Below are 22,486 nucleotides of genomic sequence, written 5' to 3'. Positions count from 1 at the left end.
GGCGGCCTGAAGTGCGGCGGCAGGAACTCCGGTAGATCAACAGGCACTGCTTCCGCGCACCACCAGTTCCGCGGGATAGATGACCGGTTCCAGCTGCTCCCCCGGGTTCTCAATGGCGCGGATCAATAGTTGGCCTGCTTGCTTGGCGATCTCCATCATCGGATGGGCCACCGTGGTGAGCCCAAGGCCGTTTGCTGCCTGGATGTCGTGGTTGTCGAAGCCCACAACCGCTACATCCTCCGGCACCCGCCGCCCTGCGGCGCGAAGAGTGTCCACGACGCCAAGCGCCATAAGATCGGATGCAGCGAAAACCCCATCCAGCTCCGGCGCCTGGGCGAAGAGGTTGCGCGCCGCCTCGGCGCCGCCCGCCGTCGTGAAATCCCCGTGGACAACGGGTGCTGCCTGCAGCCCCGCTTCCTTGAGTCCCTGCAGCCACCCTTCCAGACGGTCGACGGCGGCTGTCATGTCCGTAGGTCCAGCAACAGTCGCGAGGTGGATGCGCCCTTCGCCGGCCAGGTGCCGCGCCGCCAGCCGTCCGCCTTCGAAGTTGTCGAGGTCCACGAAGGGAAGCCCGGAACCGGTATTCCAGGGTCTGCCGATGAAAACCGTGGGCAGGCCGATGGTTCCCAGGGTCTCAACCCAGTCGTCCGCTCGGTGGTGGGACACCACGATGGCGCCGTCCACGTGCCCGCCGCGCAGGTACCGCAGGGTCCGTGCCGAGTCATCCCCTGCCCTGGACATCAGCAGCACCAACTGCATGTCGGTATCGCGGAGCGCATCATTGACTCCGGTGATCACGGCTGCGAAGTACGGGTCCATCATGACCCGGGCGTCCGGCTCCGGAATGACCAGCGCCACCGACGCCGTACGCCGCGTGACCAGGCTCCTTGCAGCCTGGTTGGGCGTGTACCCCAAAGCCACGATTGCGGCTTCAACGGCGGCTTTGGCTTCCGGGCTCACCTTCAAGCCGCCGTTGATTGCACGGGAGGCAGTGGAGCGCGATACTCCGGCGGCAGTGGCCAGATCCTCCAGCGTTGGACTTTGCCGCCCCACCTTGGCAAGGACGGGGCGACTGGTCTTTTCGTTCATTACACAGACAATACGACACCCGGCTCCGAAGATAACCCATCCAGGTTTTCAGCTGTTACCTCGTTGGAATCGGCAACTTCGGAGTACCACAATGCGCTGGCTTTCGGTGTGCGCTCCTGAGTCTGGTAGTCCACCCGGACCAGCCCAAAACGCTGGTGGTAGCCGAAGGACCATTCAAAGTTGTCCAGCAGGGACCATGCCAGGTAGCCGCGTACGTCCACGCCGTCGGTGATGGCTCCATGCACTGCCTGCAGGTGGGCGGCGAAGAATGCGAGCCGGTCCTGGTCGTCCACGTAACCCGCCGCATTCGGCACATCCTCGTAGGCCGCCCCGTTCTCGGTGATGTAGACCGGAACTCGCGCCGGGCCGGTGTACTCCGCCTGCAGCCGGTTCAGCAGCCGGCGCAGCCCTTCGGGCTGGACCTCCCAGCCCATCCCCGTGACGGGAAGGCCGCGCGGCACCGAGCGTGCACCATCGGCGGCCACGAACGGCGAGGACGTGGGCCTGGCGGGCGCCGCCGGCTTCTGCCCTTCCTGCAGCACCGCCTCTTCAGGATCCTTGGTCACGGACTCCCCGTGGTAGTAATTCACGCCGAGCAGGTCCAAGGGAGCGGAGATGATGTCCAGGTCCCCCTCCCGCACCACGTCAGCGAGGCCAAGGTGGGCCACATCGGCCAAGAGATCCGCCGGGTACTCCGCCTTGAACAGCGGGTCAAGGAAGATCCGGTTGAACTGGCCATCGATCCGCCTGGCGCCGTCACGGTCACTGCCGCTGCCGGGATCCCGGGGATCTGCGACCGTCAGGTTCAGGGTGATGCCCAGGGAGGCGTCCGCATCCCTCCGGCGGAGCTCACGGGTTGCCAGCCCGTGGCCAAGCATGAGGTGGTGGGCCGCGGCAAGTGCGGCCCGGGGTTCCTGCCGTCCGGGAGCGTGGATGCCGGCCGCGTAGCCAAGGAATGCCGAGCACCACGGCTCGTTCAGCGTTGTCCAGAACCGGACCCGGTCCCCCAGCGCCTCGTGCATCACTGCGGCGTACTCGGCAAAGCGGTAGGCAGTGTCCCGGTTGGCCCAGCCGCCCTTGTCCTCGAGCGCCTGGGGCAGGTCCCAGTGGTAGAGGGTCAGCCAAGGGGTGATTCCTGCCGCGAGCAGTTCATCCACCAGGCGGGAGTAGAAGGCGATGCCTTCCGGGTTGGGGGTGACGCCGTCGGGCATGCATCGCGCCCATGAGGTGGAGAACCTGTAGGCCTTCATGTTCAGGTGCCGCATGAGCGCTACGTCCTGTTCGTAGCGCCGGTAGTGGTCACAGGCCACGTCGCCGTTGTGGCCGTCCGCCACGGCGCCGGGCACACGGGCGAAGGTGTCCCAGATCGAGTCCTTCCTGCCGCCGTCGTGGGCGGAGCCTTCGATCTGGTAGGCGGCCGTTGCCGCCCCCCAGAGGAAGCCTTGGGGAAACGGAAGTGCGGTGGAACTCATCCTTTTACTGCTCCTTGCATAATTCCTGATACGAGTTGCCGGCCTGCCGCGATGAACAGGAGCAAGAGTGGGACGGTAGCGAGGACCGCGCCGGCGAGAACCACTGAATAGTCAACGAAGTGGGCCGCCTGGAGCAGCTGCAGTGCCACCGGGAGGGTGGGGTTTGAGGGGTCGAGGACAATGAAGGGCCAGAAGAAGTTCGTCCAGGTGGCCACGAACGTAAACAGGGCAAGCATCGCCGCGGCGGGCCGCGCCGCGGGAAATCCGACGTGCCAGAAGGCCTGGATCATTGATGCGCCGTCCATGCGGACCGCCTCGATCAGCTCGTCCGGCAGGGCGTCGCGAAGGTACTGCGTCATCCAGAACACCCCGAAGGCCGTGACGAGGCCCGGAATGATGACGGCCCACAGCGAACCCGTCCAGCCGAGCTTGGACATCACGATGAACAGCGGGACAACGCCCAGCTGGGTGGGAACCGCCATGGTGGCGATCACGAAGACCAGCAGTGCCTTGTTGCCGCGGAAACGAAGCTTGGCGAAAGCGAATCCGGCAAGGGTGGAAAACACGACGACGGACGCTGCCGTCACACCCGAGACGATCAGGCTGTTGCCCATCGCCTTCCAGAACGGGATGCTGTCAAAGACTTTCGCCGCATTGGCCAGGAAGTTTCCACCGGGCAGCAGCGGGATGCCGCGGCTGAGGACGGTGTTGTCGTGGCTGCCCACCAGGAAGGACCAGTACAGCGGGAAGACCGAGGCGAGGAGGACTGCCCCCAGGAAACCGTAGGTGAGGAAGCCCGGCCGCCGGGCGCCGCCGAACCCGGCCCTGCCGTTCCCGCCCTTTCGGCGCCGGGCCGCCGCGCGGGCGGCACCCTTGCCGGCAGTCTGTTCGATCATGGGAATGGAGCTCACTTGCGGCCTCCCTGGCTGGCTATGCGCTTGGTGATGACGAAATTGAGCAGGGCAATCAGCACGATGATCAGGAAGAGCAGCCACGCCACGGCGGAGGCCCTGCCGAAGTTCCGCTGGCCCCAGCCGAGCTCCCAGATGTACATAGTGAGCGTCTGCCACTGCCGGTCCGCGCCGCCCAGGCCGGACTGGTCGAAGACCCTGGGCTCGTCGAAGATCTGGAGCCCGCCAATGGTGGAGGTGATCACGACGAAGATGACGGTGGGGCGAAGCATGGGCACGGTCACGGAGAAGAACTGCCGCAGCCGGCCGGCACCGTCGATCGTTGCCGCTTCGAACACATCGCGCGGGATCGCCTGCATGGCGGCCAGGAAAATCAGGGCGTTGTACCCCGTCCACCGGAAGTTGACCATCGTGGCAATGGCCGCATGGCTCGCCAGCGAGTCGGAGTGCCACCGGACCGGGTCAAGCCCTACTGCCTTCAGCATCTCGTTGATCAGCCCGAACTGGTCTGCAAAGAGGTTGTTGAAGATCAGCCCCACCGCCACCGGCGCGACGACGAACGGCACCAGGACTCCCATCCGCCAGAACGTCCTGGCCCTCAGGTTCGCGTCCAGCACCGCCGCGATCACCAGTGCGAGGACAACCTGGGGAACCGAGGAAAGGACGAAGATGCTGAAGGTGTTGCCCACAGCGTTCCAGAAGTACGGCTGGGCTACGACGAAGGCGTAGTTGTCCAGCCCCGCGAACTTTCCCTGCCCGCCGATGAGGTTCCAGTTGTGGAGCGAAACCCATGCCGTGTATCCCAGCGGGAAGAGGCCCGTGACCGCAAACAGGAGGAAGAACGGGGAGATGTAGAGGTAGGGGGACAGCTTGACATCCCATTTGGAAACCCGCCGGGAGAGTGCGAGCCGCCGGACGTTCTTCCCGTCATTCCCGGCGTTGGGGCTGCGCCCGGCTGGGGGCGTTATGACCCGGTCGGTGACAGCCATGGTTAGAGCGACTTCACTGCGGTGACGAACTTCTCCCAGGAGGAAGCGGCGTCGTCCGTCTTGTCAACGTCCACACGGGTGAGGGCCTGCTGCATTGCATCGTTGATTGCGAAGAACTTGGTGCCCTTGAAGGGGGTCACTTCAACAGCCTTGGCGCGCTCCGCAAAGATCTCGCCTGTGGGTGCACCGTTGAAGAAGGCATTGGTCTGGCCCAGCAGTTCGCTGCTTTCAAGGGCCTGCTTCTGGCTGGGGAACGTGCCTTTCGCGGTAAACGCCTTGATCTGCTGCTCGGGGGCGGTCAGCCAGCCCGCCAGCTTCTTGGCCTCGGCCTGGTTCGCGCCCTGGGTGGGGACGGTCAGGTAGGACCCGCCCCAGTTTCCGCCGCCGCCCGGGAAGACGTTGGCGACATCCCAGCCGCTGACCCCCGCGGCGTTGCCTTCGATGACACCGAGCATCCAGCCCGGGCAGAGGGTGGTGGCGAAGGCGCTGGTCTGGAAACCGGCGGCCCAGTCGTCGCTCCACTGCTTGAGATGGGCGGACAGTCCGTCCTCGGTGGAAGCCTTCAGCACCTGGTTGTAGATGTCCTTGACCTTCTGGTTCCCGGTGGCGATGACGGCGCCGTCCTCCTCCTCATAGGCCTTCTCGAGCTGATTGCTCATGCCCTGGTAGATGGCACCGGCGGAATCGAACCATGCGGCCTTGGGGTTGGCGGCCTTGAACTTCCGGCCGGCATCGAAGTAGCTTTCCCAGGTGCCGCCGAGCATCTTGGCAACCTCACCGCGCTCCGTGGGCATCCCCGCTTTCTTCAACAACTCGGCGTTGTAGCAGACGGCCTCAGGGCCGGAATCGGTCCCGTAGCCCACGAGCTTGCCGTCGGCCGTGGTGGCGGCTTCGGTCTTCCAGTCCAGCCAGCGGCCCTCCACCGCGGGGTCGCTGAGGTCAGCAAACTGGTCTGGGTACTGAAGCAGTTCCGGAAGCCAGTCCACCTCGACGGCCTCGATGTCCGACAGTCCGGAACCTGCCGCCAGACGAGTGGTCAGGTTGTCGCGTGCCTCGTTGCTGGTAGCCGCCTTTTTGTGCTCGATGGTGACGTTCGGGTTCAGCTCCTCATATTCCTTAAAGAGCTTTTCGTAGCCAAATTCGTTGAAGGTACCCACCGTAAGAGTGACCGGCTTGGAACCGGTGGATCCGTCAACACCGCCCTTCTCTGCGGCGGATGTTCCGCAGGCTGACAGGGACAGTGCCAGGCACGCGGCAGCAGCCGAGAGCACTGAGAGTTTGCTGGGTTTTTTCACAGGGAAGACTCCTTTGTCAGAAAAAGGGTTCGCTCCGGACGCCCGGAAGACGCGGCGCAGCTTGCCCAGGACTGGGCAGAAGCAGGAACGAGGGGGAAGAGTTCTTGGTGGGAGCGCTCTCACCACATGGTGCTTTATCTCACATCCCACTGTCAAGGGTCGTGGGAGCGCTTCCAAAAACCTCTTGCCCAAGGGCGGGCGTGATGTTACGCTTCCCCGACGAGAGCGCTCCCACCCCACATCTTGCCTGCTCAAAGAGGGACCGCCGCCCCAGCCCACCAACGACAGGACCAGCAATGCCGCTAGCCCCACGCCCACATCCTCCTCGTTCCGCTGCCCGGTCCAGGCACCGCCACCGTTCCGGCCGCATCACTGGCGCCACTGCTCTCCTTATCGGGCTTGTCATCGCCAGTGGCGGTGCCGGAGCACAGGCTTCTTCGGGGGCTGTTCCCGAAACGTCACCGCAGCTGGTCCCGGCCGCACCACAAGCCCCATCGCACGCAGGGCAACATCCGTTCGGCCCCAATGTCTACGTTTTCGACCCCAGCATGCCGGTGGCGCAGATCCAGTCCACGGTGGATTCCATTGCCGCGCAGCAGGTGGACGACGAAATGGGGACCAACCGGTACTCCCTGCTGTTCAAGCCGGGCACCTATGGCACCCCTGAGGAGCCGCTGATCGTGCAGGTGGGCTACTCCACGGAGGTAGCCGGCCTGGGTGCTGCCCCCACGGATGTCACCATCAACGGCCACGTGGACGTTTACAACCGCTGCCTGGCCGCCGATAACTGCATCGCACTGAACAACTTCTGGCGTTCGCTGTCCAACCTCACCATCAATGTCACCGGGCTTGAGGGCTGCCGCAGCTCTGCGAATTTCTGGGCCGCTTCGCAGGCTTCCCCGATGCGCCGGGTCAACATCACCGGCGGCAATCTCTCCCTGATGGACTACTGCACGGCAGGCCCGCAGTATGCCAGTGGCGGCTTCATAGCGGATTCCAAGGCGGGCGCAATCATCAACGGGTCACAGCAGCAGTACCTCGTGCGTGACAGCAGCATCGGCAGCTGGTCCAACGGGGTCTGGAACCAGGTGTTCTCAGGCGTGGCCGGGGCACCTGCGGATTCCTTCCCCACCCCGCCTTACACAACCTTGGCCAACACCCCCATCAGCCGGGAGAAGCCTTACCTCACGCTTGATTCGGAAGGCCAGTACAGCGTTTTCGTTCCTGCCGTCCGTCACGACTCTGCCGGGACCACATGGGAAAACGGTCCTACGGAGGGCCGCAGCATTCCCCTGGCCGACTTCTACATCGCCACCCCTGGCGATTCCGTCCAGGCCATCAATTCCCAACTGGCCCGTGGCAAGAACCTGCTCCTTACCCCCGGGGTTTACGACGTCGACCGCAGCATCGAGGTCAAACGGGCCAACACCGTTGTCCTCGGGCTGGGCATGACCACCCTGACGGCCGTGAACGGGGCAGTTCCCCTGACCGTGGCTGATGTCCCCGGAGTTGATATCGCTGCAGTGACCGTGGACGCCGGCGAGGTAAATTCCCCTGCCCTGATGCGCCTCGGCAAGGCTATCCCGGGCGAAGGGGGCGGACCGGCCAACTCTGGCATCCACAGCGATCCGGCCAACCCCACCACGCTCCATGATGTCTTCTTCCGCATTGGCGGCCCGCACGTGGGCAAGGCCTCGGTCAGCCTGGAAGTCAACAGCGACAATGTCCTCCTGGACCACATCTGGGCCTGGCGCGCGGACCACGGCAACGGTGTCGGCTGGACAACCACCACCGGCAGGAACGGCGTGATCGTCAACGGCAACAACGTCACTGCCACTGGCCTGTTCGTGGAGCACTACCAGCAGTACAACGTCATCTGGAACGGTGAAAACGGCAGAACCGTCTTCTTCCAGAACGAGCTGCCCTACGACGCCCCGAACCAGGCAGCATGGCAGCACGATGGCGTCCTGGGCTGGGCGGGCTATAAGGTGGCAGATTCCGTCAGGACCCACGAACTGTGGGGCGGCGGCAGCTACGTCTACAACAATGTGGACCCCACCATCCATGCCACCAGGGGCTTTGAAGCTCCGGTGACCCCGGGAGTGAAACTGCACAGCCTGCTGACGGTAAACCTCGGTGCCGGGACACTGGACCACGTGGTCAATGACACCGGAGCGCCGGTCTCGACGGACGCCGTCGGGGTCCCCAGCTACGTGGCAGATTTCGGCTAGGGAGGCTGGGTATCAGCCAGTAAGAGGCGGAGGGGCGCGGTGTTGGCCATCAGGGCCGGCACCGCGCCCCTATGTGTTGGTGGACTGCACGACTTTGTTCCGGGACCGCAACGAGACCAGTGACGCTCCGCCCCAGACGGCCAGCAGCAGCGCCACCAGCAGCAGGCCGGCGTCGCCCAGGTCGATCGATGAAAGCCATGCCGTCACCGGATCATGCAGGCCGAATGCGGCGTGAAAGAAGCCGGCCAAAGTGATTACGGCAATGAACAGGGCCGAGACGGCGGAGATGCCCGTCACCACAGCATTGAAGCCAAGCTTCCGCCGCGGGTCAGCCAGTGCCGAACGGTACATCCGCATCATCGCCATGCCGTTCACCGAATCACACAGCGTCATCGCGGCTGCGAAGGCGAGCGGGAGGGCGAGCAGGGCGAACGGGGGCACCCCGGCCAGGGACGCCGCCGTCGTCATCATCATCAGCCCGATGGTGGTGGCGGTATCGAAACCCAACCCAAAGAGGAAGCCGATCACGTAGATGTTCCGCGGCCGGCGCACCCTGGACAGCGGCCGCGAAAGCAGCCGCGCCATCAGTCCCTGCGGTTCCAGGTCCCGCGGATCGATGGCTGCTCCGGTCCGGGAACGCCGGAAAGCAGCGGCCGAGCGGGTGAAAGCCGAGCCGTTGAACAGCCCCATGGCCAGCAGGAACAGCCCGGATACACCGCTGCCGATCAGCCCCAGCACCAGGTTCCCGGCCGTATCGTCCGCCATCAGGCCGCCAACCACGGATGCACCGGCAATCACCAGCACCCCGGCCAGGGTCACCACCGAACTGTGGCCCAGGCTGAACGCGAAGCCCACGCTCACCGGATGCTGCCGCTGTGCCACGAACTTCCGGGTGGAGTTGTCGATGGCGGCAAGGTGGTCCCAGTCGTAGCTGTGCTTTACGCCGGCCAGGTAGGCGGTGAGGACAAGTCCCCAGGAGAGCGCCCCGCCGCCCCCGGTCCGGGTTCCGGCAAGCAAAAGGACGACGGCGGCAGCGTGCAGCGCGGCCACGGCACCAAAGGTGAAGAGCGCCCGGGTCCGTAGCGGCAGCGAGTCCCGGTCCCGGTAGACAGCAGCGATGCCGGCCATCAATGCTTCCTCAGGTCCAGGGGCCCCTGGCCGAACCAGCGTTCCCGGAGGAGGTTGGCGCAGGCGCCGAGCAGCCGGTTGAGTTCTTCGGTGCTGTTCGACAGGCTGCGCAGCACCAGCCCGGTAGTTCCGCCGATGGTGCGGGTCAGCGAGAGGCCGGTCCGGGCGTCGAACGGCTGCGTCAACTGGTGCAGTTCGTCGGCGAGCGCCTGGTCCACCCGTGGATCCACCACCACCAGCGAGCCCAGGTGGCTGAAGCCCTCCATAAATCCCAGCCCGGCGACATCGCCCAGCGGCGGCCGGATCAGCAGGTTGTCCAGCGCCAGCAATTCGGTACCGGTCCCAGTTTCGACCCGGATCTCATTCCGCAGCCGGACTTCCTCGTACCGGAAGACGGCACCGTCCGGCGACCAGCCCGGAGTCACCACCTCGGCCACGACAAGGCACGACGACGGCCGGAGGGTCACGGAGGTCCGTTGCCGGTAGCTGGCCTCCCGGTACGCGATGAGCTGGTCCGGCATCAGCTCCAGCCGCGCCCCCTCCCCCAGCCGGACAGCCATCCTCTGCTCGGCAAAAGACCCGGGAGTCCGATAAACCTTGGTAGCGGACTGGGTAGTCAACAACAACGAAGCAGAGTCCCCCACCTCCACATCAAGAAGAAAGAGATCCGCCCCAAGATAAGCCCCGCCAGGATTCACGACGACATAACAAACCTGCCCCGAGTCATCGAGATAATGCGGCCGGAGCACCCTCAAGGCCCCCCGATGGTACTGATGCGTTGCGACGGAGCGCTGCCCACGCAAGGCGACCCGAAGCTCAAGCTCGCCCATAGGTGACGTAGGCACTGAGGCGGCGAGGCCGGATTTTGGGGCCGCGGCGTGGTGGGCACCGCGAAGCGGGCACGGCCCAAAATCCGGCGAAGCCGCCGGAGCCAACCCGGCGCCCGGTGAGGCGAGCGCTGAACCCAAGTCCGCCGTCGTGCTCATGCCAAATCAAGCATCAGGACGTCGTGCCGGATCCAGTCGATGACCTTATCGAGCCCTTCGTCGGTTTTCAGGTTCGTGAAGCAGAACGGTTTGTTGCCGCGGAACTCTTTGGAATCGCGCTCCATGACGGCGAGGTCGGCCCCGACATGGGGTGCGAGGTCGGTTTTGTTGATGATGAAGAGGTCGGACTTGATCATGCCCTGGCCGGCTTTGCGGGGGATTTTTTCGCCCTGGGCCACGTCGATGATGTAGATGGAGAAGTCGACGAGTTCGGGGCTAAAGGTGGCGGAGAGGTTATCGCCGCCGGATTCAACGAAGATGACCTGGAGGTCCGGGTGCCGGGCCTTGAGTTCCTCGATGGCGGCCGTGTTCATGGAGGTGTCTTCGCGGATGGCGGTGTGGGGGCAACCGCCGGTTTCGACGCCGATGATCCGGTCCAGGGGGAGGATGCCGTTGGCGGCGAGGATTTTGGCGTCTTCGATGGTGTAGATGTCGTTGGTGATGGCGGCCATGGAGATGCCGCCGCTCATGTGCCGGGTAAGCCGTTCCACGAGCTGGGTCTTGCCGGCGCCGACGGGTCCGCCGATGCCGATTTTGATGGGTTCAGTCATGGTGTTCCTCCTACTTTGAGCCAGTCAGCTCATGAACATCCGGGCACGCTGGCGTTCGTGCCGCATTTGTGAGATTTCCAGTCCGGGGCTGACGGCCCCAAAGTCGTCCGGCGTGAGGCGGGCGATCACTTCGATGGCGGCAGCGACGTCGTCGTGCGCTTTCCGCAGGACCCGCTGCCCGGCGTTCTGGCCCAGGGGGATAGCACGGACTGCGTTCTGCGTCAGGGACGTGACGGTGGCGAAGAGGTAGGCGGCCAGCGCTTCCTCGAGCGGCACGCCCAGGGAGCGGACGACGACGGCGAACGCCAGCGGCTGGTGCCCCGCGGCCCGCCCAGTGGCCACCAGGTCCCGGTACAGTCCCAGCGCAGGTGAGGGAAATACCTCCCCGCCAATCTCGAGCAGCCGGGACCCCATCTTGAGGGAAGCCTCCCGAACCTGCCGAGGCAACAGGCAAGCAGAAAGAAGAGAATCCAGCTCCCCAAGTTCAGCCCCGTCATAAAACAGCCGAACAGCAAGCCCATCCGAATACGTCAGTTGCTGGCCGACGAAGGCATCGAGCCAGAGCCCGAAGGACCCCTCATCAAAAACGAGCTCCCGATCGATGTACGTCTCAAACCCAAAGGAGTGAGCAAAAGCCCCGGTAGGCAAGGCGGAATCAACCAGTTGCTGGAGGGCAAGCTGATACCCGCTCACGAAAGGCGCACCCAAGCCGAGGCAAGCAAGCGACGCCCGGGGATGGGGGCCGCGGCGTGGCGGGCACCGCGAAGCGGGCACGGCCCCCATCCCGGGGCGGCGCACCCACCCAAGGAATTGTTTGAAGCGCCTAGCGCTGAAGAGTTAGTGCGAGTGCTCAGCATGGCGGAAAGGTACAGGGAGGACGCGTTCCTGTCGGCTGTAGGGCACACCGGCGTGGATGAGGTAGTCCTCGACGGTGTGGTCGTAAGCGCACACCATGACTTCGGCCCCATACTCACTCTCCGCATCGAAGAACTGCGCCTGGAGGTGACGGTTGCCGAGGGAGTGTGCGGTGACGCCCATTTCGGTGATGGTGCGGGGCGCGATGACCAGGACGTCGGTGGGCAGGACGGACACCACGATCATGTTGGTTTCTTCGACGTGGAGGATGTCGCCGTCGCGGAGGTCGCCGGCGCCGGAGGGGAGGCGGATGCCGATTTCCTTGCCGTGGTCCGTGGTGGCGCGCTGTATGCGTTTGACCAGCTGGGCGCTGGGCAGGATGACCTTCTCGCGGTGCAGCCCGGCATAGGCGGCGAGGTCGGTTTCGGGCAAGTCATGGAGGTTGCCGAGGACTCGTTCGATGATCATGTGGTTTCTTTCAGGGATGTGGAGTTCGCGTGACTAGAAGAGGAAGTACCGCTGCGCCATGGGGAGCACGTCGGACGGCTCGCAGGTGACGTCCTCGCCGTCGACGGTCACTTGGTAGGTTTCCGGGTCCACCTGGATGTCCGGGGTGGCGTCGTTGTACTTGAGGTCGGCCTTGGTGAGGTTCCGGATGCCGGACACGGGCCGGATGACCTTTTGGAGCCCCAGATCTTCCGGGACACCGGCGTCGATCGCGGCCTTGGACAGGAACGTGATGGAGGACTGCTGGACGGCCTTGCCGAAGGTGGCGAACATGGGCCGCATGGACCGCGGCTGCGGCGTGGGGATGGAGCCGTTGGAGTCCCCCATCAGCGCGTAAGCGATCTGGCCGCCCTTGAGCACCACTTCCGGCTTGACGCCGAAGAATGCCGGGTCCCAGAGCACCAGGTCGGCGAACTTGCCCACTTCAACGGACCCGACGAAGCCAGCGATGCCCTGGGCGATAGCGGGGTTGATGGTGTATTTGGCCACGTAGCGCTTGAGCCGGAAGTTGTCGCTGTCCGCACTCCCGTGCGTCCCGCCGTCGCCATCCTCCAGCACGCCCCGTTGCTTCTTCATCTTGTCTGCCACCTGCCAGGTGCGGGTGATGACTTCACCCACCCGGCCCATGGCCTGTGAGTCGGAGGAGGTGATGGAAAAGATGCCCAGGTCCTGCAGGACGTCCTCGGCGGCGATGGTTTCGGCGCGGATGCGGGAATCGGCGAAGGCCACGTCCTCGGGGATGTCCGGGTTGAGGTGGTGGCACACCATCAGCATGTCCAGGTGCTCTTCGATGGTGTTGCGCGTGTACGGCAGGGTGGGGTTGGTGGAGGCTGGCAGGACGTTGGGCATGCCCGCGATCTTGATGATGTCCGGGGCGTGCCCGCCGCCGGCACCTTCGGTATGGAAGGTGTGGATGACGCGGCCGTCGATGGCGCGGATGGTGTCCTCCACGAAGCCGCACTCGTTGAGGGTATCGGTGTGGATGGCCACCTGGACGTCGTACTCGTCAGCCACCTTCAGCGAGGTGTCGATCGATGAGGTGGTGGCGCCCCAGTCCTCGTGGACTTTCAGCCCGATGGCGCCGGCGCGGATCTGCTCGGCCAGGGGTTCGACGGCGGATGCGTGGCCTTTGCCGAACAGGCCGATGTTCATGGGGAACGCCTCGGCGGCCTGCAGCATCCGCTGGATGTGCCACTTGCCCGGCGTCACCGTGGTGGCCTTGGTGCCTTCGGCAGGGCCGGTGCCGCCACCGATCATGGTGGTCACGCCGCTGGCCAGGGCCGTGGGGATCTGGTCCGGGGAGATGAAGTGGATATGGGTGTCGATGCCGCCGGCGGTGAGGATTTTCCGTTCCCCGGCGATGATTTCGGTGCTGGCGCCGATGACGATGTCCACGCCGTCGGTGATCTGCGGGTTTCCGGCCTTGCCGATCCTGAAGACGTGGCCGTCCTTCAGTGCCACATCAGCCTTGTAAATGCCCGTGTAGTCCAGGACGACCGCGTTGGTAATCACGGTGTCCGGAACGTCCTCATCCCGGGTCGCCTGGCCGTTCTGGCCCATGCCGTCGCGGATCACCTTGCCGCCGCCGAACACCACTTCCTCGCCGTAGACGGTGAGGTCCTTCTCGATCTCGAGGAACAGCTCGGTGTCGGCCAGGCGGATTTTGTCCCCGGTGGTCGGTCCGTACAGGTCGGCGTACTGCCGGCGCGGAATCTCAAAGCTCACTTGCTGTCCCCTTCCGCGACCGGACCACCCTGGCGGATACCGCCGTCGAGCTTTCCGTTGACCGCGTTGCTGAGCCCGTAGACCTCGCGGCGGCCGGCCAGTTCGATGAGCCGGACCGTGCGTGAGTCTCCCGGCTCGAACCGGGCAGCCGTCCCCGCCGGGATGTCCAGGCGCCGGCCGTAGGCTGCCTCCCGGTCAAAGGCCAGGGCCGCATTGGCCTCGGCAAAATGGAAGTGGGAACCCACCTGCACGGGCCGGTCGCCGGTGTTGGTCACGGCAACCTCGATGGCCTCCCTGCCCGCATTCGCGGTCACGGGCTCTCGCCTGAGGACGTACTCGCCTGGAATCATTGCCGCACTCCTTACCGGATGGGGTTGTGGACGGTGACCAGTTTGGTGCCGTCGGGGAAGGTGGCCTCGATCTGGACGTCGTGGATCATCTCCGGCACGCCCTCCATCACGTCTTCGCGGCTGAGCAGCGTGGTGCCGTAGCTCATCAGGTCGGCAACGCTGCGGCCGTCGCGGGCGCCCTCAATCAGTTCGTAGCTGATGATGGCCACTGCTTCGGGGTAGTTGAGCCGGAGGCCGCGGGACTGCCTCCGGCGGGCGAGGTCGGCGGCCACCACGATCAGGAGCTTTTCCTGCTCACGCGGCATCAGATGCATGGGGTTCCCTTCGACGGCCTGGGGCGTGCTGCCAGCGTAAGCCCGGCAGGTTTCCACCAGGTTTCGGGAGTATCAGTACAGGCTGTTCGCCTGCCTACTTCGTTTCGCTGAGCCGGGCGAGGATCTCATCACTGGACTGGATGGGCTGGCGGTACGTGGCGGAAAGGATGCGGAGCATGTCGGCAGCGTCCTGGTCAGCCTCCGAGGCCATGGCATCCCTGGCGTAGGTAACCCGGATGTTGTGCGCGAAGGCGTCCGCGGCGGTCTGGGCGATGCAGTTGTGCGTGGAGACACCGGCGAGCACCACTTCCCCGGCGCCCCAGTTCCGCAACCGCGCCAGCAGGTTGGTGCCGATGAACGCACTGTCCCTCGTCTTGTTCAGCTGGGGCAGGTCCTCCTTGATGAGGCCCGGCACCGACTGGGCCTGCTCGCTGCCGCGGAAGATAAACCCCTGGTCGTCGTCAAGCATGCTGAGGGTCCACGTGGACTTGTCCCGCTCGTGTTCGGTGCCCACAAGGAGCGCGCCATGTCCGGCCGCTTTGAACCCTTCCAGCAGCCGGTTGCATTCACTCACCACCCGCTCCTGCTGGGCTGCCAGTTCGGGTGTTTCGAAGAATGCGTTCTGCATGTCGATGACCAGGAGGGCAATCATGTGGGCACCTTTCCTCGTTGAGCCGGTTTTCCGGAAAGATACCCGTGCGCGGGGCACGTGAAACCCCCTTCTTTGAGGCGGCATGTGCCGTGCGGTTCAGTTAGGGAGCGGACTCCCGGACCTTCAGCTCGAACCCGGCCTCCACATGCACACCCTGTTCCGACGTCTCGCGGCCGGCGATCCGGTCCAGCAGCAGGTCGATGGAACGCTCGGCGATCTCGTCCATGCCCGGCGAGACGGTGGTCAGGGACGGGGACGCGAACCGGGCCTCGTCGATGTCGTCAAAGCCGGCCACCGCCACGTCCTGCGGCACCTTGACGCCGCGGATCAGCAGTTCGTGCATGGCACCGAGTGCCAGTACGTCATTCAGTCCAAAGACGGCGTCGAACTCCACACCGGACTCCAGGAGCCCGGCAACGGCGGCGGCACCGGTATCACGGCGCCACTCGGCGGGGGCGATCAGCGCGGCGTCGAACGGAACTCCCGCCTCCTCCAGCGCCTTCCGGTAGCCGTTCAGGCGCAGGCCCGAGGTCCCGGCAGACTCCCCGGTGTTGGCGCCGACCACGGCAATACGACGGCGGCCGCCACCCAGCAGGTGCCTGGTCAGCGCAGCCGCGGCTTCCTCGTTCTTCATGGTGACCAGGTCGAAGCGCGGGTCCATGATGTGCTCGCCGAGCATCACCAGCGGCTTCTTGCCTGCACGCTCGGCAATGGCATCTGCGTCCACCACCAGGGGCGTGAACAACAGCCCATCGGTGAGCTGGCGGAAGGTCCCCTGCAGGGCGCCCAGCTCAACCGACGGCTCGGCGTCGGACTGCTCCACCATCACCCGGTAGCCGTGGCGGGACGCGGCCTTCATCAGCTTGGACGCCAGCTCGGCGTAGTAGGGCGCGGAGAGGTCGGACAGGACCAGGCCCAGCATGGAGGTCTTGCCGGACCGGAGGCTGCGGGCGGTGAGGTTCGCCTCGTAGCCCAGTTCCGCGATGGCATCCTGCACGCGCTGCTTGGTGGCAGGCCGGATGAATTCGTAGTCGTTCAGGACGTTGGAAACGGTCTTGAGGGAAACACCTGCGGCCCTCGCAACGTCGTTCATGGTGACAGCCATTAACGCTCTTTTCCTGCCTTCGCCGCGGCCTTGGCCGCCTGCTTGCTGGCGCGGACCTTGGCCAGGGACTCCGGGTCCACAATGTCCGCTACGGAGAGGTAGGAGCCTTCCTCGCCGTAGTGGCCCGCTGCTTCCCGCCACCCCGGCGCCTCAAGGCCGCGTTGCTTGCCAAGCAGGGCCAAAAAGATCCTGGCCTTCTGCTCCCCGAAACCGGGCAGGGCCTTGAGCCGGCGCAGCACCTCGGCGCCGTCCGGCGATCCCTTGGTCCAGATGGCTGCGGCGTCGCCGTCCCACTCGCTCTGGACTGCCTCGGCGAGCGCCTGCACCCGCGCGGCCATGGAGCCGGGAAAGCGATGGACGGCGGGGCGCTCCTTGAACATCTCCACGAACGCAGCCGGATCATGTGCGGCAATGGCCCCGGGCTCCAGCGACCCGATGCGGGTCCGGATTTTCTCCGGCCCCGCGAAGGCGGATTCCATGGTGACCTGCTGGTCCAGCAACATGCCGGTCAGCAGGGCGAAGGCGTCCTCACTCAACAACTTGTCCGCGGCGGGATCCCCCGTGATGTGCAGTTCCATGCCGTCCATCCTCCCACCTGCGGCCCGCCGTCGTCATAAGGACGCCCCCGCCTTCCCAGCCGCCGTGTCAGGCGCCGACAGCCAACCGGATCATGGACCAGGACACGGCCGGAAGCTCGGCGGTGAGGCGGCCGCCGTCGACCTTTACTGTTCCGTTTTCGGAGGGCAGGACGGACGTGGAATCGTCGGCACTGGCCTGCCAGTAGGGATCCTTGTTGGCGTAGGTCACCGCCTCAACCACGCGGACGTTGCCCAGCGCGGCCACGGCAGCATCCAGGGTAAGCGCGGAGTCTGCCGAGCGGTTCACAGCGAACACCACCGCTTCGCCCTTGTCCGCGTCATACGTGGCGACGGCGGACAGCGCGGCGAAGTCTGCCGTCTTGCCGGCGCTGACAAGCGGGGATTCGACGGCGAGCTGCAGCACCGTGCCGGACGCGTGCCGGGAGGTCAGCGCGAATGGGTGGAAGGTGGTCTGCTTCCAGGACCGCCCACCGGGCTCGGTCATGATGGGCGCGATGACGTTCACCAGCTGCGCCAGGCTGGCCGAGTGGACGCGGTCCGTGTTCCGGAGCAGCGTGACCAGCAGGTCCCCCACCACCACGGCGTCGGCCACCGTGTAGGTATCCTCCAGCAGCACGGGTGCCACCGGCCAGTCCTTGCCGGTGGGCACCTTGGATTCGTCCCGGCTCATGTGCCAGACATTCCACTCATCGAAGGAGATGTTCACCTGCTTGGTGGACTTCTTCACCGACTTCACGTGGTCGATGTGGCTCACGAGGTCCCGGATGAAGGCTTCCATCTTGTGCCCGGCAGCGAGGTGTTCCTGCAGGTCGCCGAAGTCCTCGAAGTACTGGTGCGCGGAGATCAGGTCCACCAGTTCATAGGTTTCGGACAGCACTACCCGCTCCCACTCACCGAACGTGGGCATGGTGGGCCCGGAGCTGCCACACGCAACCAGCTCCAGGTCCGGCTCCACCATGCGCATTGCCCGGGCGGTGTCCGCGGCGAGCCGGCCGTACTCCAGCGCGTTCTTGTGGCCGATTTGCCACGGGCCGTCCATTTCGTTGCCCAGGCACCACATCTTGATGCCGTAGCCGTCCGCCGCCCCGTTGGCGCGCCGCCGCTCCGAAAGGGCGGTGCCGCCGTCGATGTTGGTGTATTCCAGCAGGTCCAGCGCCTCCTGGATACCACGGGTTCCCAGGTTGACGGCCATCATCGGTTCCACTCCGGCCTTAGCGGACCACTTGGCAAACTCGTCCACACCCACGGTGTTGGGGTCGGTGGAGTGCCAGGCCAGATCCAACCGCACAGGGCGCTGGTCCACCGGACCCACGCCGTCCTCCCAGCGGTAGCCGGAGACAAAGTTGCCGCCCGGATAGCGGACGGTGGACACCCCCAACTCGCGGGTCAGCGCCAGGACGTCCTTGCGGAAGCCGTCCTCGTCGGCGTCCGGGTGGTCCGGCTCGAAGATTCCGGTGTACACGCACCGGCCAAGGTGCTCAACGAAGGCCCCGAAAGTACGACGGCGGACGGGCCCCACAACGAACGAGGGGTCAAGGGTGATTTTTGCTGCAGCAGGTTCTGGCTGGGTCACGAAGGTATCCTCGGTTTAGATATGTACAACGTTATAGAAATATTGTTGGGGGTGCCGCTCCGCCCGTCAAGGGGTGTACCAAACCCAATCCCGCAGGGCATTTCTGCGGTGCGGCAGGAGCGGAAGGCAGGGTAGCCTGCGGCAAGACCCCGAACCCGGCCCCGAACCCCGGGCTCCCAAGTACCACCTAACCGAAAAGACAGGTACCAGCTACGCATTCACGGGGGGCCGGAGGGCAATTAGGTTTCTTTACCAGAGACAAGACCCGTTCTGGTTCTCGGTACTTGGCTCACTAGGGGGTGTGAGACTGCCAATGCACGCACGACATGTAGGCCCAGGCTTCCCGGTCCACAGGACCCGGGTAATAGGCGGGGCCGGCGACGAGGAGTCCTTCGAGACCAAGGACTCTCCCCCAGCCGTCGCCGGCCCTTTCGCCCCTTCGGACCTCCAAAGGGGCCGGACACCGCTGTTGAAGGCCAGCCATGACCAGGTCGCGGCCACTAACCCGGGCCTCCTGCTGGACCTGGTCAACGGCGCACAGACCCTGTCCGATTCCCTGGATCTGCTGGTGGCAGCGTCCGCAGGGCACGTGGCCAGGACCACCAACCTGGACGTCGGCTGCGGACTGGTGCTGCGCCAGCCCAAGCGCAGCCCGGCCATCACCGGCACCTCGGGGGAAGTGGTCCGCCTGCTGGACTGGGAACGCGAGATGGCCGAGGGGCCGGTGACCGATGTAATGTCCGGCGGCCACCCGGTAGCGGTACTCCAAAGGAACGGCGACTTCCGGTGGAAGCAATATTCCACCCAGCTGCAGTCTGCCGGTTTCGGAAGCGCCCTTGCAGTGCGGCTGCGCCTTGACGCGGACGTTCCGGCTGACGACGGGATCCCCGGCAATACTGAGCTCGGTGAGTCCAGCGCCGCGCTCGCCTTCTTCGCTCAGGACGCAAAGGCCTTCCCGCTCCAGGCCATCGCGGAAGCACGCACCTTCGCCGCCCTGGCGACCAAAAGCCTGCAGATGGCCATTAACCTGCACGCCGCCCGTTCGCTGGCCACCGATCTCCGGTCAGCCCTGGACAGCCGCACCTCCATCAATGTGGCCTGCGGAGTGATCATGGCCCAGAACAGGTGCTCCTACCAGGAGGCGTTTTCCATTCTGGCCAAGGCATCCAGCCACCGGAACATCAAGGTGCGCAAGGTGGCCGAGGACATCCTTGAACGCTTGCCGGAAGGCACGCCGCACTCCCACTTCGGCCGCTAGCCACGCCCGCTGGCCACTCCTGCTGGCCACTCCTGCCTGCCTCTTCGGTTCACTCCCACCGGGATGGGTAGGAAACAATGAGGACCCGGGCGGCGAAAGGGCAGACCGATGGAAAGCATTCAGGCAGCCGTCCCGCGTACCCGCGGGAGCGCCCTGACTTGGCTGGCAGGACCGCTGGCCACCGTACTGGGACTGGCAGCTCATGTCGCGGGAGGAGGCTCGTCACCCGCCGTGGGCATCGTGGTGGCACTGGCAGCGCTGCTGGGCCTGGGCACCGTGCTCCTTGAACGGCTGGCGCCCCCGCAGCTTCCGGGCTGGGCTGTCCTGGCGGCATCCGCCGTCGCCCAGCAACTGCTGCACCTTGCCTTGGCAGCCTTCTCAACGGCCACCGCCGTCCCATTGCCGGGCCATGACCATGGCGCCGGCAGCACCGCGGACGTGCCGTCGTCGTTGGCGGTTGCTCCGGCCGCGCACTCACTCCACCTGATGCTGTACCTGCACGCGGGCGCTGCGCTGGCAGCCGCTGCCGTTGTTGTCCAGTGGGGCAGGATCTCCGCATGGGCCCGGGCGCGCATCAGGACGTAAGGGTGCCCCTGGCGATGCTCACGGTGGAGTGTGCGGGGTTGCCGTCCATGGGCTCGTCGGACACATCGACCACCGGGTATTGGGACAAGTCCAGGCCGGAGGGCACCTGGAACGTTCCCGACGTGGAGTTCATGACGCCAAGGCTGACCAGCTTGGAAAGGTCCGGGGCGATCAGCCACACCTCCTGGTAGCCCTTGGCTTCATCCTTGTTAAGGCTGATCTCGAGGCTGCGTGAACCATCGGCAGCTGCCACCACCTTGGCTGATCCGGCGGCGGAGTGCTGTGCCAACGGGGTCAGCTGGGCCTCGGCCAGCTCCCGGGGCTGCGCCGGCCGGTTAAGGGCCCAGACTGCGCCGGCAACCACCAGGACGGCAGCGGCCGCTGTCGCCAGCCACGCACCGGGTCGCTGCCACCAGGCGGCCTTCGCCCGGTCACGTTTTGTCCGGGCACCTTCCGTGCGGGCGGGCATGGGAACAACGTTCGACGGCGGCGCGGTCCCGGGTGCCGGCGTGGCGGCGGGCGGTGCCCCGCCTTCCTTTTGGGCTTCCGCAGCCAGCGGGTCCTCCCGGACGGACTCCCCCAGGCCAAGTTCCCGGTGGATTCCTGCCCAGACCTGGGGGCCGGGGACGGACAGGCGGCTGGTGTCCGGCGTCGTCTTCACCGCCTCCACCGTGCGGCGCAGGGCAGCGTAGTCGGCCGCGCATTGTGGGCAGGCCCGGAGGTGCTCGCGGCCTGCCGGGTCCTCCCAGTCGTCATACAGCGCCAGGAGGCTCAACTGTTCCGGATCAAGATGCGGCATGGTCTACCTCCAATCTGCTTCTGAGGTGCGTGAGGCTGCGGCGGATATGGCTCTTGACGGTACCAAGGGGCAGGTCCAGTTTCCGCGAAATCTGTTCGTGCGTCAGATCCTCGTAGAAGGCAAGCTTCATGATGGAACCCTGGGGCTCGCCGAGCCTCTCCAGTTCGCCGTCCAGGAGCAGCCGGTCCGCCAGGGTTTCCGCGGCCTCGGTTCCCGCCCCAGGGTCCGCAGCCAGTCCGGCCCCGGCAGCGGCGTGGGCCTTGCGTACTTCGCGGGCCGATGACTGCTGGGCATCTGCGATGGCGTTGCGCGTAATCCCCACGATCCACGCCGGGAGCCGGGCGACCTGCGGGTTGAAGGTGCTCCGCGAGCGCCACACCCGGATGAAGACTTCCTGGGTCACGTCGTCCGCCGCCGCCCGGTCCACCAGGGACCGGAGAGCCAGCGTATGCACCAGGGGCGCGAACTCGCGGTAGGCCGCCGCCAGCGCATGCTCATCGCCGGACAGGAAGGATGCGGTCAGTCCGTCGTCCCACCCGGGGGAGGCGCGGCCGGGGAGCGTCACAGGCGGCTCCCTCCCGGCTTCGGCGACGAGATACATGGCGGGCCACCGCTTATCCAGGAACTGTTTCATCCGGGGACTGCGGTAACAATGACATTGTCGCTGTAGTCCATCCGCGCGTCCAGCCATTTACCGCCGCAGGTGACCAGCTTGAGTTCATGCGGGCCGGAGCGGCGGAACAGGGAGGCGCCGTCGAACTTGTCCTTCGCCATCAGCTCCACGCCCACTACGCGGTACGTGACCGCCGGGGCGCCCTCCCGCCCCACGCTGATAACGGTTCCCGCCGCGAGCGACTTCAGCGCGGAAAACGGCGCCCGGTCCGACTTCGTGTCAATATGTCCGGCGATGACGGTCGCGCCTTCGGCGGCCCCGGGGGCGGGGCCGAACTTGTACCAGGCGGCACGGTCGAACACGTCTGGAATCTCCATCGCTCCCCCGGCTGACACGCCCCCGGGCACCACCGGCATGTCGATGGCCGTGCCGGCGACGGTGAGCGAGGTGGGTGGAGGCGCGGCAGCAGCGGCCGGTGGAGTGGCCGGCCGGACCGGAATGGCCTTTTCCAGCGCTGCGGCAGGGCCGGAAGGTGCCGCTTCAACGGCAGCCGGGGGCGGCAGCGGGGTGTTGGGCGCGGCCGGCGCACCGGTGACCGCCGCAACAGCCGGCGGTTGCCCGGAAGTGGCGGGATCACCGAAGGCGCACCCGGAAAGAACCAGCGCAGCAGCCACCAGCGCCGCTGCGCCGGCACCAAAGGGATGTCGATGGCGGTAGCCGCCTGCCGTCGTCGTACCTGCCTTCATGCCTGCCGCCTCCCTGGAACACCGTGCGTCGAACAATTGGAAGACCCGGCAGGGGCCCGTCCGCGGGTGCGCGGCCGGGCCCCTGCCTTCTAC

23 protein-coding genes are annotated in these 22,486 nt (G+C 65.8%); 3 read left to right on the top strand and 20 right to left on the bottom strand.

Translation table 11 applies throughout. The annotated features are described in order from the left end of the window. Positions 1–36 precede the first annotated feature (36 nt). The 5 genes from LFT49_RS02300 to LFT49_RS02280 are packed head-to-tail and all read right to left on the bottom strand — an operon-like array spanning position 37 to position 5,756. Positions 37–1,089 carry a LacI family DNA-binding transcriptional regulator gene (locus LFT49_RS02300; RefSeq protein WP_237429634.1) on the bottom strand — a complete coding sequence of 351 codons (1,053 nt, stop codon included), beginning with the start codon at positions 1,087–1,089 and terminating at the stop codon, positions 37–39. Next, entirely contained in the window at positions 1,089–2,561 is a 1,473-nt protein-coding gene (locus tag LFT49_RS02295) for a glycoside hydrolase family 1 protein (RefSeq protein WP_237429633.1), read from the bottom strand. The genes LFT49_RS02300 and LFT49_RS02295 overlap by 1 nt, the downstream gene beginning before the upstream one ends. Further along, a complete protein-coding gene (locus tag LFT49_RS02290; protein ID WP_236800672.1) occupies positions 2,558–3,472 on the bottom strand; it encodes a carbohydrate ABC transporter permease in 915 nt (304 codons plus the stop codon). Before LFT49_RS02290 ends, LFT49_RS02295 begins: the two co-directional genes overlap by 4 nt. Then, on the bottom strand, positions 3,469–4,461 hold the full coding sequence (locus LFT49_RS02285; protein WP_237429632.1) for a carbohydrate ABC transporter permease: 993 nt from the start codon (positions 4,459–4,461) through the stop codon (positions 3,469–3,471). Before LFT49_RS02285 ends, LFT49_RS02290 begins: the two co-directional genes overlap by 4 nt. 2 nt (positions 4,462–4,463) lie before the next feature. Then, positions 4,464–5,756 (bottom strand): ABC transporter substrate-binding protein, encoded by a 1,293-nt coding sequence (locus LFT49_RS02280; protein ID WP_237429631.1) that lies wholly within the window; start codon positions 5,754–5,756, stop codon positions 4,464–4,466. 296 nt (positions 5,757–6,052) lie between these two features. On the opposite strand from LFT49_RS02280, the gene LFT49_RS02275 reads away from it, so the two are divergent. Beyond that, on the top strand, positions 6,053–7,987 hold the full coding sequence (locus LFT49_RS02275) for an adenylyl cyclase (RefSeq protein ID WP_442863724.1): 1,935 nt from the start codon (positions 6,053–6,055) through the stop codon (positions 7,985–7,987). 69 nt (positions 7,988–8,056) lie between these two features. Here the strand turns inward: LFT49_RS02275 and LFT49_RS02270 are convergent, their stop codons facing one another. The 12 genes from LFT49_RS02270 to arfA all read right to left on the bottom strand — a co-directional run bounded on the left by LFT49_RS02270 (position 8,057) and on the right by arfA (position 18,392). Continuing rightward, positions 8,057–9,115, bottom strand: a complete 1,059-nt coding sequence (locus LFT49_RS02270) for a HoxN/HupN/NixA family nickel/cobalt transporter (protein WP_237429629.1) — start codon at positions 9,113–9,115, stop codon at positions 8,057–8,059. After that, positions 9,115–9,945: an urease accessory protein UreD gene (locus LFT49_RS02265; protein ID WP_442863736.1), complete on the bottom strand. Its 831-nt coding sequence runs from the start codon at positions 9,943–9,945 to the stop codon at positions 9,115–9,117. The genes LFT49_RS02270 and LFT49_RS02265 overlap by 1 nt, the downstream gene beginning before the upstream one ends. A gap of 152 nt (positions 9,946–10,097) precedes the next feature. Next, positions 10,098–10,712: an urease accessory protein UreG gene (ureG, locus tag LFT49_RS02260; RefSeq protein WP_237429628.1), complete on the bottom strand. Its 615-nt coding sequence runs from the start codon at positions 10,710–10,712 to the stop codon at positions 10,098–10,100. Between the two features lie 24 nt (positions 10,713–10,736). Beyond that, the gene (locus LFT49_RS02255; protein ID WP_237429627.1) at positions 10,737–11,405 is read right to left on the bottom strand and encodes an urease accessory protein UreF; all 669 of its coding nucleotides are present in this window, start codon (positions 11,403–11,405) and stop codon (positions 10,737–10,739) included. Between the two features lie 144 nt (positions 11,406–11,549). Further along, a complete protein-coding gene (gene ureE / locus LFT49_RS02250) occupies positions 11,550–12,035 on the bottom strand; it encodes an urease accessory protein UreE (protein ID WP_237429626.1) in 486 nt (161 codons plus the stop codon). A 33-nt stretch (positions 12,036–12,068) separates the two neighbouring features. Beyond that, positions 12,069–13,799, bottom strand: a complete 1,731-nt coding sequence (gene ureC / locus LFT49_RS02245; RefSeq protein WP_237429625.1) for an urease subunit alpha — start codon at positions 13,797–13,799, stop codon at positions 12,069–12,071. Then, positions 13,796–14,149 (bottom strand): urease subunit beta, encoded by a 354-nt coding sequence (locus LFT49_RS02240; protein WP_237429624.1) that lies wholly within the window; start codon positions 14,147–14,149, stop codon positions 13,796–13,798. The genes ureC and LFT49_RS02240 overlap by 4 nt, the downstream gene beginning before the upstream one ends. A gap of 11 nt (positions 14,150–14,160) precedes the next feature. Further along, positions 14,161–14,463, bottom strand: a complete 303-nt coding sequence (locus tag LFT49_RS02235) for an urease subunit gamma (RefSeq protein WP_236800658.1) — start codon at positions 14,461–14,463, stop codon at positions 14,161–14,163. Positions 14,464–14,557: 94 nt separating this feature from the next. Beyond that, entirely contained in the window at positions 14,558–15,115 is a 558-nt protein-coding gene (locus LFT49_RS02230) for a cysteine hydrolase family protein (RefSeq protein WP_237429623.1), read from the bottom strand. Between the two features lie 100 nt (positions 15,116–15,215). Next, on the bottom strand, positions 15,216–16,220 hold the full coding sequence (locus LFT49_RS02225; RefSeq protein WP_237429622.1) for a LacI family DNA-binding transcriptional regulator: 1,005 nt from the start codon (positions 16,218–16,220) through the stop codon (positions 15,216–15,218). Next, complete coding sequence (locus LFT49_RS02220; RefSeq protein ID WP_236800654.1) at positions 16,220–16,807, bottom strand: HhH-GPD-type base excision DNA repair protein; 588 nt, start codon at positions 16,805–16,807, stop codon at positions 16,220–16,222. Before LFT49_RS02220 ends, LFT49_RS02225 begins: the two co-directional genes overlap by 1 nt. A gap of 58 nt (positions 16,808–16,865) precedes the next feature. After that, the gene (gene arfA, locus LFT49_RS02215) at positions 16,866–18,392 is read right to left on the bottom strand and encodes an arabinosylfuranosidase ArfA (RefSeq protein WP_237429621.1); all 1,527 of its coding nucleotides are present in this window, start codon (positions 18,390–18,392) and stop codon (positions 16,866–16,868) included. A 313-nt stretch (positions 18,393–18,705) separates the two neighbouring features. Between arfA and LFT49_RS02210 the strand changes: the two genes are divergently transcribed. Together LFT49_RS02210 and LFT49_RS02205 are read left to right on the top strand one after the other, a co-directional pair. Continuing rightward, a complete protein-coding gene (locus LFT49_RS02210; RefSeq protein ID WP_237429620.1) occupies positions 18,706–19,650 on the top strand; it encodes an ANTAR domain-containing response regulator in 945 nt (314 codons plus the stop codon). Positions 19,651–19,758: 108 nt separating this feature from the next. Further along, positions 19,759–20,235, top strand: coding sequence for a hypothetical protein (locus tag LFT49_RS02205; protein WP_237429619.1), 477 nt, complete (start codon positions 19,759–19,761; stop codon positions 20,233–20,235). On the opposite strand, the gene LFT49_RS02200 is transcribed toward LFT49_RS02205, so the two are convergent. Genes LFT49_RS02200 through LFT49_RS02190 form a run of 3 tightly spaced genes read right to left on the bottom strand, consistent with a single transcriptional unit; the run spans position 20,225 to position 22,393 of the window. Further along, positions 20,225–21,034 (bottom strand): anti-sigma factor, encoded by an 810-nt coding sequence (locus LFT49_RS02200; RefSeq protein WP_237429618.1) that lies wholly within the window; start codon positions 21,032–21,034, stop codon positions 20,225–20,227. The genes LFT49_RS02205 and LFT49_RS02200 overlap by 11 nt on opposite strands. Next, entirely contained in the window at positions 21,021–21,635 is a 615-nt protein-coding gene (locus LFT49_RS02195; protein ID WP_373462174.1) for an RNA polymerase sigma factor, read from the bottom strand. Before LFT49_RS02195 ends, LFT49_RS02200 begins: the two co-directional genes overlap by 14 nt. 29 nt (positions 21,636–21,664) lie before the next feature. Beyond that, on the bottom strand, positions 21,665–22,393 hold the full coding sequence (locus tag LFT49_RS02190; protein ID WP_236821078.1) for a class F sortase: 729 nt from the start codon (positions 22,391–22,393) through the stop codon (positions 21,665–21,667). Positions 22,394–22,486 lie beyond the last annotated feature (93 nt).

Origin of the sequence: Arthrobacter sp. FW306-06-A, from assembly GCF_021870055.1 — a bacterium.
Classification (GTDB): Bacteria; Actinomycetota; Actinomycetes; order Actinomycetales; family Micrococcaceae; genus Arthrobacter.
The sequence above is the reverse complement of the archived record's forward strand: the minus strand, read 5'-3'. Positions and strand labels throughout refer to the sequence as shown.

Coding starts and splice junctions, on each gene's coding strand:
- LFT49_RS02300 (WP_237429634.1), bottom strand. CDS start 1,089: ATGAACGAAAAGACCAGTCGCCCCGTCCTTGCCAAGGTGGGGCGGCAA.
- LFT49_RS02295 (WP_237429633.1), bottom strand. CDS start 2,561: ATGAGTTCCACCGCACTTCCGTTTCCCCAAGGCTTCCTCTGGGGGGCG.
- LFT49_RS02285 (WP_237429632.1), bottom strand. CDS start 4,461: ATGGCTGTCACCGACCGGGTCATAACGCCCCCAGCCGGGCGCAGCCCC.
- LFT49_RS02275 (WP_442863724.1), top strand. CDS start 6,053: ATGCCGCTAGCCCCACGCCCACATCCTCCTCGTTCCGCTGCCCGGTCC.
- LFT49_RS02270 (WP_237429629.1), bottom strand. CDS start 9,115: ATGGCCGGCATCGCTGCTGTCTACCGGGACCGGGACTCGCTGCCGCTA.
- LFT49_RS02265 (WP_442863736.1), bottom strand. CDS start 9,945: ATGGGCGAGCTTGAGCTTCGGGTCGCCTTGCGTGGGCAGCGCTCCGTC.
- ureG (WP_237429628.1), bottom strand. CDS start 10,712: ATGACTGAACCCATCAAAATCGGCATCGGCGGACCCGTCGGCGCCGGC.
- ureE (WP_237429626.1), bottom strand. CDS start 12,035: ATGATCATCGAACGAGTCCTCGGCAACCTCCATGACTTGCCCGAAACC.
- LFT49_RS02240 (WP_237429624.1), bottom strand. CDS start 14,149: ATGATTCCAGGCGAGTACGTCCTCAGGCGAGAGCCCGTGACCGCGAAT.
- LFT49_RS02235 (WP_236800658.1), bottom strand. CDS start 14,463: ATGCATCTGATGCCGCGTGAGCAGGAAAAGCTCCTGATCGTGGTGGCC.
- LFT49_RS02230 (WP_237429623.1), bottom strand. CDS start 15,115: ATGATTGCCCTCCTGGTCATCGACATGCAGAACGCATTCTTCGAAACA.
- LFT49_RS02225 (WP_237429622.1), bottom strand. CDS start 16,220: ATGGCTGTCACCATGAACGACGTTGCGAGGGCCGCAGGTGTTTCCCTC.
- LFT49_RS02220 (WP_236800654.1), bottom strand. CDS start 16,807: ATGGACGGCATGGAACTGCACATCACGGGGGATCCCGCCGCGGACAAG.
- LFT49_RS02210 (WP_237429620.1), top strand. CDS start 18,706: ATGCACGCACGACATGTAGGCCCAGGCTTCCCGGTCCACAGGACCCGG.
- LFT49_RS02205 (WP_237429619.1), top strand. CDS start 19,759: ATGGAAAGCATTCAGGCAGCCGTCCCGCGTACCCGCGGGAGCGCCCTG.
- LFT49_RS02200 (WP_237429618.1), bottom strand. CDS start 21,034: ATGCCGCATCTTGATCCGGAACAGTTGAGCCTCCTGGCGCTGTATGAC.
- LFT49_RS02195 (WP_373462174.1), bottom strand. CDS start 21,635: ATGTATCTCGTCGCCGAAGCCGGGAGGGAGCCGCCTGTGACGCTCCCC.
- LFT49_RS02190 (WP_236821078.1), bottom strand. CDS start 22,393: ATGAAGGCAGGTACGACGACGGCAGGCGGCTACCGCCATCGACATCCC.